Below are 13,966 nucleotides of genomic sequence, written 5' to 3'. Positions count from 1 at the left end.
GGCAAACCGCGGCGACTCATTAATGATAATAGATTCTCACTAAGATTCTAGGCATGGAACGCATGACCCGTCAACGTGGCGCCGTGATCGACGCGCTGCGCGAAGCCGGCCGGCCGCTGAGCCCGGCCGAGATCCTGGCCGCGGCGCAACGCCAGGTACCGTCCCTGGGCCTGGCCACGGTCTATCGCAATCTCCGTGCGCTGCTCGACGATGCGCAGGTGCATGCGGTGGAATTGCCCGGCCAGGCGGACCGTTATGAATTGGCGGAGGAACCGGGCGCGGTGACGCATCGCCACTATTTCCAGTGCCTTACGTGCGACCGCGTGTTTCCGCTGGAAGGGTGCCCCGGCCACCTGGAAGAGATCACGCCGCCCGGCTTCGTGGTGGAACACCACGAACTGACGCTGCTGGGGCGCTGCCCGGATTGCGCCGGCAAGCCCGGCAAGCGGCGCAAGGCCGCAGCGCGGGAGCACTGAGCCACAGCAGGAACCGGACTGCGGCCGCATGCGGCGCAACTGTACTGAGCCGCCTTCGCGCACCTGTATATGGCGCCCGCGCCGCGCTTGCCGCATGATGCGGCAACCTTCGCGCAGCCCCACCACCCCTACCGGACCCGACCTTGCAGCACGCCACCGCCCACCGCCATTCGACCCTGATCGCCGTACTGGCCCTGACCGGCTCGATGGCCTCGCTGTGCATCGGCACCTCGTTCGCCAAGAGCCTGTTCTCGGCGCTGGGCGCGCAGGGCACCACGGCGCTGCGCGTGAGCTTTTCCGCGCTGATCCTGCTGTGCGTCTGGCGCCCGTGGCGCATGCCGCTGACGCGCGCCAACGCGCGCGCGATCGCGTTGTACGGCGCGGCGCTGGGCGCCACCAACCTGCTGTTCTACATGTCGCTGCGAACCATTCCGCTGGGGCTGGCGATCGCGATCGAGTTCACCGGGCCGTTGGCGGTGGCGGTGCTGTCGTCGCGGCGCGCGATCGATTTCCTGTGGATTGCGTTTGCCGTGACCGGCCTGCTGCTGTTGCTGCCGGTGGGCGATGCCGCCGGCACGCTGGACCCGGTCGGCATCGGCTATGCGCTCGCCGCGGGCGTGGGCTGGGCGCTGTATATCGTGTTCGGGCAGATGGCGGGCAACGCCCACGGCGGGCAGGCGACCTCGCTGGGGCTGACCATGGCCGCACTGGTGGTGCTGCCGTTCGGCCTCGCGCACGCGGGCACCGCGATGTTCAGTCCGACCCTGCTGCTGTTCGGGCTGGCGGTCGGCATCCTGTCGAGCGCGATTCCCTATTCGCTCGAGATGGTGGCGCTCAAGCGCCTGCACCGGCGCACCTTCGGCATCCTGCTGAGCATGGAGCCGGCCATGGGCGCGCTGGCCGGGCTGGTGTTCCTGCATGAGCAACTGAGCACGGTGCAGTGGCTGGCGATCGCGAGCATCATCACGGCCTCGGTCGGCTGTACCGTGACTTCGCGCGGCAAGCGCGAAGCCGGCTGAGGCTTGAGCGCGCTGCCGGTCAGCGCGCGCTGAACCAGTCCGCCGGCAGCCGTTGCGCGCTGCGCGCCGGCTGGGCCAGCGCCAGCGAGACTTCATGCAGGAAGCTGTCCTCCGGATTGCGGCGGCTGGCAAAGCCCAGCCCTTGCAGGATGGCCAGCATGCGCCGGTTCTCGCTGAGCACGTCGCCGCGCAGCCCGTGCAGCCCGGCCGCGCGCACCAGCTCGCAGAGCCTGGCGATCAGGCGCCGGCCCAGCCCCTGCCCTTGCCAGGCGTCGGCGACCACCACCGCGAACTCGGCAACCTGGCCGGACACGACATATTCGGCGCTGGCGACAATGGTCTGGCTGCCGTCTTCACCGCGCGCCACCACGACCAGGGCCACGCCACCGTCCCCGGGCGCGGCCAGCCCGGCGACGATTTCGTCCACCACGCGTCCACCGGTCAGGAAGCGGTAGTAGCGGCTCTCCCGCGACAGCGCGTCAACCATCGCGCGCAGCGCCGCGCCATCCTTAACCCGGGTGCGGCGCAGCGTCACCTGCGTGCCCCGTCCCGCCATCCAGCTTTCCGTTACGCCGCCGCGCGCCAAGCCCTGGAGATCCATGCTGCCACCATCTGGATTCATAATCTGTAGCCAGAGTATAGGAGATGCCCTGACTTTTGCAAATGAAGTCAGCGTGCTACGCTTCACGGCATCATGACCACCACTGCGTCCGACCTCCGCCATTGCTCGATCGCCTCTACGCTGTCGCTGATCGGCGAAAAGTGGACGATCCTGATCCTGCGCGACGTTTTCCACGGCGTGACGCGCTTCGACGACTTCTTGCGCCGGCTGGAATGCTCGCCGGCGGTGCTGTCGGCGCGGCTCAAGACGCTGACCGATGCGGGGCTGTTGCGCAAGGTCGGCTACCGCGAGCCCGGCGAACGCGAACGCTTCGAGTACCGGCCTACCCGCGCCGCGGTGGAGCTGCTGCCGGTGCTGGTCGGCCTGATGCAATGGGGCGACTGCCACATGGCGCCCGACGGCGGCCCGGTCGAGATCCGCTCGCGCGCGAATGGCAAGCTGGTGCGCGCGGCGCTGGTCGACGAGGACGGCGCCGAGGTGTCGCCGCGCGACATGCAGATCATCCCGGTGCAAAAGCCCGCCGGCGGCTGACGCCCCGCTCTTCCTTGCCGCTGGTGCCGCACCGCACCAGCGCAGTCCACCGCACTGCACCATGAGCGTGCCGCGCACCACCCGCCCGCCCCACCAAAGCGCATCGAACCCGCTTGCGCCCCCGCTGGCCCGCCGCCGGAAGCCATTGCCCGTCACATAACACGCTGGCACACCCCTTGCGTAACTGGGTCCGGGCCCGTCAACGGCGACCGGCCCATCCCCACATACACAGCCCCTATCCCATGTAGCGGCTGTCAGGACAACGGCGTCCCCTGAACCGGCTTCACGGCCGGTTTGCGGGACGCCATTTGTTTTTGGAGCAAGTGACGATGACCGGCAAAGCCACCCGCATCGAGCTGCTGAGCTTGAGCACCCCGCAGATGCGCGCCTTCCACCTGACCTGGATGGCGTTCTTCGTCTGTTTCTTCGCGTGGTTTGCCTGCGCGCCGCTGATGCCGGTGCTCAAGGGCGAATTCGGCCTGACCCCGGGCCAGATCGCCAATATCAATATCGCGGCGGTGGCGGTGACCATCCTGGTGCGCCTGGTGATCGGCCCGATGTGCGACCGCTTCGGCCCGCGCAAGACCTATACCGGCCTGCTGGCGCTGGGCGCGCTGCCGGTGCTGGGCGTGGCGCTGGCGCAGAACTACGAAACCTTCCTGGTGTTCCGCCTGCTGATCGGCGCGGTCGGCGCCAGCTTCGTGATCACGCAGTACCACACCTCGGTGATGTTCGCGCCCAACGTGGTCGGCACCGCCAACGCCGCCTCGGCCGGCTGGGGCAATGCCGGCGGCGGCGCCGCGCAGGCGCTGATGCCGCTGGTGCTGGCGGCGGTGCTGATGATGAGCGCGGACCACGCCTTCGGCTGGCGCATCGCGCTGCTGGTGCCGGGCGTGCTGATGCTGGTGATGGCGGTGGTCTATTACCGCTTCACCCAGGACTGCCCGGAAGGCAACTACTCTGACCTGCGCGCGCAGGGCCTAGAAATCAGCGGCAAGGATGGCGGCAAGGGTGGTGGCTGGGCGAGCTTCCGCGCCGCCAGCGCCAACTACCGCGTGTGGCTGCTGTTTATCACCTACGGCGCCTGCTTCGGCGTGGAGATCTTCATCCACAACATCGCCGCGATGTACTACGTCGACCGCTTCGGGCTGAGCCTGAAGGCCGCCGGCATGGCCGCCGCGAGCTTTGGCCTGCTGGCGCTGTTCGCCCGCGCCCTGGGCGGCTGGCTGTCGGACAAGGCGGCGCGCCGGCGCGGCCTGGATGCGCGCGCCACGCTGCTGTTCGTGCTGATCCTGGGCGAAGGCCTGGGCCTGCTGTGGTTCGCGCAGGCCGGCAACGTGGCCATGGCGGTGGTGGCGATGCTGTTGTTCGGCCTGTTCACCCACATGGCCTGCGGTGCGACCTATGCGCTGGTGCCCTTTATCGACCGCAAGGCGCTGGGCGGCGTGGCCGGCATCATCGGCGCCGGCGGCAACGTGGGCGCGGTGGCCGCTGGCTTCCTGCTGAAGGGCCTGGGCAACGTGCAGCAGACCCTGACGGTGCTGGGCGTGCTGGCCACCATCGCTGCGCTGTGCGCCATCGCCATCCGCTTCAGCGCCGAGCACAAGGCCCGCGAGCAGGCGCTGTACGACAGCGCGCTGGCCAACTGAATTCCATATCGCCTCTCAGCACTACAAGCACCACAAGCACCACAAGCAGCAAAGACTGACTACCGGACAAGGAAAGCATCATGAAACTGATCATCGTCGGCCACGGCATGGTAGGTCACAAGTTCCTGGAATCGCTGGCGGAAGCCGGTGCGGAAAACCTGGAAGTGACCGTGCTGTGCGAAGAACCGCGTCCCGCCTACGATCGCGTGCACCTGTCCGAGTTCTTCTCCGGCAAGTCGGCGGAAGACCTGTCGCTGGTGCCGGCGGGCTTCTTCGAGCAGCACAACAATATGCTGCTGCGTCTGAATGCCCGTGCGGTGGAGATCGACCGCGCCGCGCGCACGGTCAAGGTCTCCACCGGCGAGATCTTGTCCTATGACAAGCTGATCCTCGCCACCGGTTCGTACCCGTTCGTGCCGCCGGTGCCGGGCAAGGACCGCAAGGACTGCTTCGTCTATCGCACCATCGAAGACCTGGAGGCGATGCAGGAATGCGGTGCGCGCTCGAAGACCGGCGTGGTGGTCGGCGGCGGCCTGCTCGGCCTGGAATGCGCCAAGGCGCTGCGCGACATGGGCCTGCAGACGCATGTGGTGGAATTCGCGCCGCGCCTGATGGCGGTGCAGGTCGACGAAGGCGGTGGCCGCATGCTGCGCCAGAAGATCGCCGGCCTGGGCGTGACCGCGCACACCGGCAAGAACACCGTCGAGATCGTCGATGGCGAGGACGGCACCCATCGCATGGTGTTCGCCGACGGCACGCACCTCGACACCGACATGATCGTGTTCTCCGCAGGCATCCGCCCGCGCGACGAACTGGCGCGCGCCAGCGGCCTGGAAATCGGCGCGCGCGGCGGCATCGCGGTCGACAACAACTGCCGCACCTCCGACCCGGACATCTACGCCATCGGTGAATGCGCGCTGTGGGACGGCAAGATCTACGGCCTGGTGGCCCCCGGCTACGACATGGCCCGCGTGGCCGCGCGCCACCTGCGCGGCGAGGCGGCCGAGTTCGGCGGCGCCGACATGAGCACCAAGCTCAAGCTGATGGGCGTGGACGTGGCCAGCATCGGCGACCCGCACGGCACCGTGCCGGGCGCGCGCATCTACCAGTTCAGCGACGACCGCAACGAGGTCTACAAGAAGCTGGTGGTGTCCGACTGCGGCAAGTACCTGCTGGGTGGCGTGCTGATCGGCGATGCCAGCGAGTACGGCACGCTGCTGCAGATGATGCTGAACAAGATCGAGCTGCCGGAGTCGCCGGAATTCCTGATCCTGCCCGACAGCAGCGGCAAGGCCAAGCCGGCGCTGGGCGCAGACGCGCTGCCCGACACCGCGCAGATCTGCTCGTGCAACAACGTCTCCAAGGGCGAGATCTGCGCCGCCGTCTGCGACGGCTCGACCAGCATCGGCGCGCTCAAGAGCTGCACCAAGGCCGGCACCGCCTGCGGCGGCTGCGTGCCGCTGGTGACGCAGATCATGAAGGCCGAGATGAAGAAGCAAGGGATGGCGGTCAACAACCATCTCTGCGAGCACTTCCCGTACTCGCGCCAGGAGCTGTACCACCTGGTGCGCGTGGGCCAGCACAAGAGCTTCGACGCGCTGCTGCACGCACACGGCAACGGCCTGGGCTGCGATATCTGCAAGCCCACCGTGGGCAGCATCCTGGCGTCGTGCTGGAACGAGTTCGTGCTGAAGGAAGAGCACGCCAGCCTGCAGGACTCCAACGACTACTACCTCGCCAACATCCAGAAGGACGGCACCTACTCGGTGGTGCCGCGCATGCCGGGCGGCGAAGTCACGCCCGAAGGCCTGATCGCCGTCGGCCAGGTCGCGAAGAAGTACGGCCTCTACACCAAGATCACCGGCGGCCAGCGCGTGGACCTGTTTGGTGCGCGTGCCGAGGAACTGCCCTATATCTGGGAAGAACTGATCGCCGCCGGCTTCGAATCCGGGCATGCCTACGGCAAGGCGCTGCGCACGGTGAAGTCGTGCGTGGGTTCGACCTGGTGCCGCTATGGCGTGGGCGATTCGGTCGGCCTCGCGATCGAACTGGAAAACCGCTACAAGGGCCTGCGCGCGCCGCACAAGATCAAGTTCGGCGTGTCCGGCTGCACCCGCGAATGCGCTGAGGCGCAGGGCAAGGATGTCGGCGTGATCGCCACCGACAAGGGCTGGAACCTGTACGTCTGCGGCAACGGCGGCATGAAGCCGCGCCATGCCGAACTGCTGGCGAGCGACCTCGACCACGATACGCTGGTGCGCTACATCGACCGCTTCCTGATGTTCTACGTGCGCACCGCCGACCGCCTGCAGCGCACCAGCGTCTGGCGCGACAACCTCGAAGGCGGCCTGGACTACCTGAAGGCCGTGGTGCTCGACGACAAGCTGGGCATTGCCGCCGAGCTGGAAGCCGAGATGCAGCACGTGGTCGACACCTATGAAGACGAGTGGAAGAAGGCCGTGACCGACCCCGAGACACGCAAGCGCTTCCGCCATTTCGTCAACAGCGACCGCCGCGACGACAACCTGGTGTTCATTGAAGAACGCGGCCAGATCCGCCCGGCCACGCCGGAGGAACGGAACTTGCAACGCTCCCGGCTGAGCCACATTCCCGTGGTGTCCATGCCCGCGAAAGCCGCCTGACCGTGCCCGCAAACAAGGAGAACGTGATGAGCCATCCCCACCATCCCGAAACCTGGACCGCCATCTGCACCGTACGCGATATCGTGCCCAATACTGGTGTGTGCGCGCTGGTCGACGACCGGCAGGTCGCGGTCTTCCGCATCGGCCGCGGCGACGAGGTCTACGCCATCGACAACTTCGATCCCAACGCGCAGGCCGCGGTGCTGTCGCGCGGGCTGGTCGGCAACCTCGGCGAACGGCTGGTGGTGGCCTCGCCGATCTACAAGCACCACTTCGACCTGCGCACCGGCGAATGCCTGGAGGCGCCCGAGCAGTCGGTCAACGCCTACGCCGCGCGCGTCTATGACGGCAAGGTGTGGATCGCCGCCGGCGTGGAAGTGCGGGAGGCCGAGGAAGAACTCGCCGCCTGACCCAGCCTCCCTGCCCCCGATCGATGCTGCCCCTGCCCACCTGCCCTGCCCACGGAGATGCCGGCATGACGCCTTCCGCCAACCCTCAAGCCCGGCCGCGCCTGGTCGTCGTCGGCAACGGCATGGCCGGCATGCGCACCGTCGAGGAACTGCTGCGCCTGGCGCCGGACCTGTACGACATCACGGTGTTCGGCGCCGAGCCGCACGGCAACTACAACCGCATCCTGCTGTCACCCGTGCTGGCCGGCGAGAAAACGGTGGCGGACATCATGCTGAACACGCGCGAGTGGTACGAAGAAAACGGCATCGAACTGCTCGCCGGCGATCCCGTGGTCTCGATCGACCGGCCGCGCCGCGTGGTGCGTTCCGCCTCGGGACGCGAGGTGCGCTATGACCGCCTGCTGCTGGCTACCGGCTCGAAGCCGTTCATCATTCCGGTGCCGGGCCACCAGCTCGACGGCGTGATCGCGTTCCGCGACATCCAGGACGTCGAGACCATGCTGCAGGCCGCGCGCAACCACCGCCACGCGGTGGTGATCGGCGGCGGCCTGCTGGGGCTGGAGGCGGCCAACGGCTTGCTGCGCCAGGGCATGGACGTGACCGTGGTGCACCTGGCCGACTGCCTGATGGAGCGCCAGCTCGACAAGCCCGCCGCCACGCTGCTCAAGGGCGCGCTGGAACGCAAGGGCCTGCGCTTCCTGCTGAGCGCGCAGACCGCGGAGATCCTCGGCAGCGAACGCGTCACCGGCGTGCGCTTCAAGGACGGCAGCGAGATCCCCGCCGACCTGGTGGTCATGACCGCCGGCGTGCGCCCCAATATCGAACTGGCCGCCGGCGCCGGCCTGCACTGCGAGCGCGCCATCGTCGTCGACGACACGCTGCAGACCTACGATCCGCGCATCTACGCCGTGGGCGAGTGCGTGCAGCATCGCCAGGCCACCTTCGGCCTGGTCGCGCCGATCTGGGACCAGGCGCGCGTGTGCGCCGCGCACCTGGCCGGTGCCGGCCATCGCCGCTACGTGCAGCAGGCCACCGCCACCAAGCTGAAAGTGACGGGCGTCGACCTGTACTCCGCGGGCGACTTCATCGGCGGCGAAGGCAGCGAAGACCTGGTGCTGCGCGATGCTCGCCGCGGCGTCTACAAGCGCCTGGTACTGCAGGACGGGCGCCTGGTCGGCGCCGTGCTGTACGGCGACGTGCACGACGGCGCCTGGTATTTCGAGCTGATCCAGCAACGCACACCGGTGGCGGCGCTGCGCCAGCGCCTGCTGTTCGGCAAGGCGCAGTGCGAAGCGCTGGCTGCCTAGCATCACCCCAAGCCATATAACGCCCCCCGCACGGAGAACGCGTGAACCTGTCCGACATCCCGGTTGTATCCGCAACCCTGACCACTACCACCGCCACCACGTGCCCGTACTGCGGCGTCGGCTGCGGCGTGCGTGCCTCGGTGCGCGCCGACGGCCAGGTCGAGATCGCGGGCGACGCGCAGCATCCGTCCAACCAGGGCCGGCTCTGCGTCAAGGGCTCGGCGCTGGGCGAAACGGTCAACCTGGAAGGCCGCCTGCTCCATCCCAAGCTGCGCGATGCCGAGGGCCGCTTGCAGCAGGTGTCATGGGACCGTGCACTCGACACCGTGGCGCGCGGCTTCACCGACATCATCCGCCGCCATGGTCCCGATTCGGTCGCGCTCTACGTCTCGGGCCAGCTGCTGACCGAGGACTACTACGTCGCCAACAAGCTGATGAAGGGCTTTATCGGCAGCGCCAATATCGACACCAACTCGCGCCTGTGCATGTCGTCGGCCGTGGCCGGACACAAGCGCGCCTTCGGCGAAGACGTGGTGCCGGGCAACTACGAAGACCTGGAACTGGCCGACCTGGTGGTGCTGGTGGGCTCCAACACCGCGTGGTGCCACCCGATCCTGTTCCAGCGCCTGTCCCGCGCCAAGGAAGCGCGCCCGGAGATGAAGATCGTGGCGATCGACCCGCGCCGCACCGCCACCTGCGAACTGGCCGACCTGCACCTGGCGATCCGGCCGGGCACCGATGTGTGGTTGTTCAACGGGCTGCTGAGTTACCTGGCGCGTGAAGGACATGCCAACGCCGCCTTCGTCGCCGGCAGCACCGCGGGGCTGGATGAAGCCCTGCAGGCCGCTGATGCCGCCTGCGCCGATCCGGCTGCCGTGGCCCGCGCCTGCAAATTGAACCTGCAGGACGTGCTGGACTTCTACGCATTGTTCGCGCAGACCGAGAAGACCGTGACGGCCTTTTCGCAGGGCGTCAACCAGTCGTCGGCCGGCACCGACAAGGTCAACAGCATCATCAATTGCCACCTGCTCACCGGCCGTATCGGGCAGCCAGGCATGGGCCCGTTCTCGCTGACCGGCCAGCCCAACGCTATGGGCGGGCGCGAGGTCGGCGGCCTGGCCAACATGCTGGCCGCGCATATGGAGCTGGCCAACCCGCTGCATCGCGAGGTCGTGCAGGACTTCTGGCAATCGCCCGCAATCGCCGACCGCCCCGGCCTCAAGGCGGTGGAGCTGTTCGAAGCGATCGAGGCCGGCCGCGTCAAGGCGGTCTGGGTGATCGCTACCAACCCGGTGGTGAGCCTGCCCGACGCCGACCAGGTGCGCCGCGCGCTGGCCAGGTGCGAGCTGGTGGTCAGCAGCGATATCATCGAGCGCACCGACACCAACGCCGCCGCGCATGTGCTGCTACCCGCGCTGGGCTGGGGCGAGAAGGATGGCACCGTGACCAACTCGGAGCGGCGCATTTCGCGCCAGCGCGCCTTCCTGCCGGCACCCGGCGAAGCGCGCGCCGACTGGGACATCCTGTGCGAGGTGGCACGCCGCATGGGCTTCAGCGGCTTCGACTATGCCGGGCCGCACCAGATCTTCGACGAACACGCGCGCCTGAGTGCATGGCGCAACCATGACGCGCCGCGCGCTTTCGATATCGGCGGACTGGCCGGCCTGGACGCGGCGCGCTATGACGGGCTGGAACCCGTGCAATGGCCCGTGCCCGCGCTGAGCGGCGTCGACGCCCGGCGGCTGTTCGGCGATGGCCGCTACGCCCATGCCGACGGCCGTGCCCGCTTTGTCGCCACGCCGCCGCGCGCGCCGGCCCACGCGCCCGACGACGACTTCCCGCTGATCCTGAACACCGGCCGCGTGCGCGACCAGTGGCACACCATGACGCGCACCGGCAAGTCGGCCAAGCTCGCCGACCACCTGCCCGAGCCCTTTGTCGACATGCACCCGCAGGACGCGCTGCTGTGCGGCGTGGGCGAAGGCAAGCTCGCGCGCGTCAGCACGCGCTGGGGCGCGATGGTCGCGCGCGTGCGGCATGGCGGCGGCATTCCGCGCGGCAGCGTATTCGTCCCGATCCACTGGAACGGACAATTCAGCTCCGACGCGCGCGTCGGCGCGCTGGTCAATCCGGTGGTCGATCCTGTTTCCGGCGAACCCGAGTTCAAGCACACGCCGGTGCGGGTCGAGCCGTTCGGCGTGCACTGGCATGGCTTCATGCTGAGCCGCCGCGCGCTGCCGGCCGAAGCGCTGACCTACTGGACGCGGGTGCAGGGCCGCCAGTTCCAGCGCTATGAATTTGCCGGCCGCGACACCGTCGCCGACCGCACCGTCTGGGCCCGCACGCTGCTTGGCGTAACCGACCCGGACGCCGACTGGCTGGAATACGAGGACCGCGCCGCGGGCGTGTACCACGCGGGCCATGTCGTCGACGACCGGCTCGAGGCCTGCGTCTATGTGTCGACGCGCCCGGAACTGCCGTCGCGCGCCTGGCTTGCCGGCCTGTTCGGTCGCGAGCGCCTGGAAGACGCCGACCGGATCGGGCTGCTGCTCGGACAGCCGATGGAGAAAGGCGCCGACACCGGCCCGACGGTGTGCTCCTGCTTCGGCGTCGGGCGCAACACCATTTGCGACGCCGTGCGCAAGCATGACCTGAAAACGCCCGCGGAGATCACGGCCTGCGTCAAGGCCGGCGGCAACTGCGGTTCGTGCGTGCCGGAGCTGAAAAAACTGCTGGTGGAGGTGCGCGTGGCCGAGGTGGCCTGAGCTTTTGCCAGGCTGATCTTTCACCATGCATTAGGCATCCTTCACGAGAACCAGATTGCTGTCGCCGCGGCTAGCCGTCATGCTAGCCGCGCAACCCTGACAAGCCGCACCGGACCCCCATGGCGCGGCACCTATCCGGAGACAGCAATGAAGGATGCGAAGTATCGGCTCACCGGGCCGCGATGGCTGGCGGGCATACTGGTAACGGCTTCTGCCATGGCAGGCGCCTCAGGGGCGGCGGCGGCTGACTATCCGGCCAAGCCGATCACCCTGGTCGTGCCCTACTCCGCCGGCGGCCCGACCGATGTCGTCGCGCGCACGCTGGCGCAAGCCATGTCGCAAGATCTTGGCCAGAGCATCGTGGTGGAAAACCGCACCGGTGCCGGCGGCACCGTGGCCGCCGCCTTCGTCGCCCGCGCCCAGGCCAACGGCTATACCCTGCTGATCCACCACAACGGCATGGCGACCGCGCCGGCGCTGTACAAGAAGCTGTCGTATGCGCCGCTGAAGGATTTCGAATATGTCGGCCAGGTGGCGGATGTGCCGATGACACTGATGGGCCGCAAGGACCTGCCGGCAAAGACGGTGCCCGAACTGATCCGGTACGTGACGCAGAACAAGGACAAGGTGTCGCTGGCCAATGCCGGCCTGGGCGCCGTATCCCAGTTGTGCGGGCTGCTGTTCGAACAATCGGTGCAGGTCAAGCTGAACGCCATCCCCTACCAGGGCGCGGGCCCCGCGCTGACCGCGCTGCTGGGTGGCCAGGTCGACCTGTTGTGCGACCAGACCACGGCCACCCTGCCGCATATCCAGGCTGATCGCGTGCGCCTGTTTGGCGTTACCACGCCGGCACGGATCAAGGCGCTGCCGCAGGCCCCGACGTTGCAGGAAGGCGGACTGAAAGGCTTTGACGTCAAGGTATGGCACGGCATCTACGCGCCCAGGGGCACACCGCCGGCCGCCGTCGAACGCCTGACCAAGGCATTGCAGAAGGGGCTGAAGGATCCGGCCGTGATCAGAAAACTGGACGGACTTGGTGCGGAAATCGTTCCGGTCGACAAGCAGACGCCGGACGGGCTGCGGACGCTGCTGAAGGCGGAAAGCGACAAGTGGCAGCCGCTGTTGAGGTCGATGAAGGTCGAGGCCGACTAAGCCAACGCACCCTCTCCCCGCAATACGTTAGAATCTTCCATCTTCCGGGCGGACCTTCCAGGTCCGCCCATCCCCCCTGACTGGTGCCCCCGCGCACCGCTTCTGTCTGCGCCCGACTCCGCGGCGTGGCTCGATTCCCCCGATTTAGCTGGTTTTAGCCATCGATGCCGTCGCGTTGCCATTTCGACGCGCGCTTCGGCTGTCCGTCATCTCGCCCCCGGAGTTTCCGAATGCCATCGCCGTTCCTTCTGCCCGTCCTGGCCCTTGCCGTCTGCATGGTCGGGGCCGCGGAGTTCATGCTCGCACCGATGCTGGCCCCACTCGCCTCGGCCTTCAACACGTCCCCGGCGCATGCGTCGGGACTGGTCTCGGCCTACGCCTTGTCCTACGCCTCAGCGGCGCCGTTGATGGGTTGGCTCTCGGATCACGCCGGGCGTCGCAGGGTACTGCTCGCTGCCATGCTGCTGTTCGCGGTGGATAGCATTGCGCTGACGCTGGTGCCGACACTGCCGGCCGCCATGGCCCTGCGAATTCTGGGTGGCCTGGCCGCGGCCGCTACGATCCCGACCGTCTTCGCCCTGATCGCCGATCGGATACCGCCGGCGAGACAAGCCGGCGCCATGGGTGGTGTCATGCTTGGCATGACGGCGGGGATCGCAGCCGGGCCCGCCGTGGCTGGTTTGCTGGTGGAGGCCTGGGGGTGGCGCGCGCCGTTTCTGTTGATCGCCGGAAGCTGCCTTGCGGCCTTCGGCTTAGGCTGGTGCGTGATTCCGCGCGATCTGCCACGCGCCTGCATCAGTAAGAAATCGTCCGTCAAGAAGAAAAGCGCTGGCATCTTCCGCCTTCTGCTTGCAAAAGGCGCATGGAATGGCAGTGCAGTGGCGGGCTACGTCTTTGCGGGAGAAGCGCTGCGGATGCGATATGGGCTCGAGGTGGGAGCCGTCGGCATTGCCGTTTCCGTATTCGGGCTGGGGCTGGGAATCGGCAATATGCTGGCAGGGCATTGCAGCCGGCGTTACCAGCGCGAAGAAAACACCCTGGTTCTCGCTACCGTGGTGGTCGGCTGCTCCATGACATTATTCCTGACGGCCGCGATCGGGCTGCCGGTGGCGCTGGGATGTCTGCTGACCTGGGGAGCGGCGCTGGGTATCGCGGCGCCTGCCAGCACCGCCATCCTCGCGCAGCGGGCCGGTGCAAACAAGGGAAAGGTGCTGGCGGTGTCGGAAAGCGTCAATAACGTGGCTGTATTGGCGCTGTTGCCGGTCGCTGCAAGCGCGTCGGCCACGTACGGTGTCACGCCTGCCGCGGCATTGCTCGGCGGAATCTGCGTGGCGGGCGCGATCCTGAGCGCCACTGTCGGGTCTCGGCAGCTCTAGCAAGGAAGTGCGAGCGT

General features: G+C 67.8%; 11 protein-coding genes. 10 read left to right on the top strand and 1 reads right to left on the bottom strand.

What is annotated here, in order from left to right:
• Positions 1 to 53 precede the first annotated feature (53 nt).
• Together MKD50_RS26790 and MKD50_RS26785 are read left to right on the top strand one after the other, a co-directional pair.
• The gene (locus MKD50_RS26790; RefSeq protein WP_115699928.1) at positions 54 to 476 is read left to right on the top strand and encodes a Fur family transcriptional regulator; all 423 of its coding nucleotides are present in this window, start codon (positions 54 to 56) and stop codon (positions 474 to 476) included.
• Positions 477 to 682: 206 nt separating this feature from the next.
• On the top strand, positions 683 to 1,495 hold the full coding sequence (locus MKD50_RS26785) for an EamA family transporter (RefSeq protein WP_240072100.1): 813 nt from the start codon (positions 683 to 685) through the stop codon (positions 1,493 to 1,495).
• A 19-nt stretch (positions 1,496 to 1,514) separates the two neighbouring features.
• On the opposite strand, the gene MKD50_RS26780 is transcribed toward MKD50_RS26785, so the two are convergent.
• Positions 1,515 to 2,096 (bottom strand): GNAT family N-acetyltransferase, encoded by a 582-nt coding sequence (locus tag MKD50_RS26780; protein ID WP_252669411.1) that lies wholly within the window; start codon positions 2,094 to 2,096, stop codon positions 1,515 to 1,517.
• Between the two features lie 93 nt (positions 2,097 to 2,189).
• On the opposite strand from MKD50_RS26780, the gene MKD50_RS26775 reads away from it, so the two are divergent.
• From MKD50_RS26775 to MKD50_RS26740, 8 genes are all read left to right on the top strand, one after another.
• Positions 2,190 to 2,648, top strand: a complete 459-nt coding sequence (locus tag MKD50_RS26775) for a winged helix-turn-helix transcriptional regulator (RefSeq protein ID WP_240071799.1) — start codon at positions 2,190 to 2,192, stop codon at positions 2,646 to 2,648.
• Positions 2,649 to 2,977: 329 nt separating this feature from the next.
• Positions 2,978 to 4,297, top strand: a complete 1,320-nt coding sequence (locus MKD50_RS26770) for an MFS transporter (protein ID WP_252669408.1) — start codon at positions 2,978 to 2,980, stop codon at positions 4,295 to 4,297.
• 80 nt (positions 4,298 to 4,377) lie between these two features.
• On the top strand, positions 4,378 to 6,939 hold the full coding sequence (gene nirB / locus MKD50_RS26765; RefSeq protein ID WP_252669406.1) for a nitrite reductase large subunit NirB: 2,562 nt from the start codon (positions 4,378 to 4,380) through the stop codon (positions 6,937 to 6,939).
• A 26-nt stretch (positions 6,940 to 6,965) separates the two neighbouring features.
• The gene (nirD, locus tag MKD50_RS26760) at positions 6,966 to 7,349 is read left to right on the top strand and encodes a nitrite reductase small subunit NirD (RefSeq protein WP_115699922.1); all 384 of its coding nucleotides are present in this window, start codon (positions 6,966 to 6,968) and stop codon (positions 7,347 to 7,349) included.
• A 65-nt stretch (positions 7,350 to 7,414) separates the two neighbouring features.
• Entirely contained in the window at positions 7,415 to 8,656 is a 1,242-nt protein-coding gene (locus tag MKD50_RS26755) for an NAD(P)/FAD-dependent oxidoreductase (RefSeq protein WP_252669404.1), read from the top strand.
• Between the two features lie 41 nt (positions 8,657 to 8,697).
• Positions 8,698 to 11,421, top strand: coding sequence for a molybdopterin-dependent oxidoreductase (locus MKD50_RS26750; RefSeq protein ID WP_252669402.1), 2,724 nt, complete (start codon positions 8,698 to 8,700; stop codon positions 11,419 to 11,421).
• A 147-nt stretch (positions 11,422 to 11,568) separates the two neighbouring features.
• The gene (locus MKD50_RS26745) at positions 11,569 to 12,573 is read left to right on the top strand and encodes a tripartite tricarboxylate transporter substrate-binding protein (RefSeq protein ID WP_252669400.1); all 1,005 of its coding nucleotides are present in this window, start codon (positions 11,569 to 11,571) and stop codon (positions 12,571 to 12,573) included.
• A gap of 230 nt (positions 12,574 to 12,803) precedes the next feature.
• Positions 12,804 to 13,949, top strand: coding sequence for an MFS transporter (locus MKD50_RS26740; protein ID WP_252669398.1), 1,146 nt, complete (start codon positions 12,804 to 12,806; stop codon positions 13,947 to 13,949).
• Positions 13,950 to 13,966 lie beyond the last annotated feature (17 nt).

Origin of the sequence: Cupriavidus mimosae (assembly GCF_023952485.1) — a bacterium.
GTDB lineage: Bacteria > Pseudomonadota > Gammaproteobacteria > Burkholderiales > Burkholderiaceae > Cupriavidus > Cupriavidus taiwanensis_C.
This window is presented reverse-complemented; position numbering and strand designations above follow the sequence as displayed.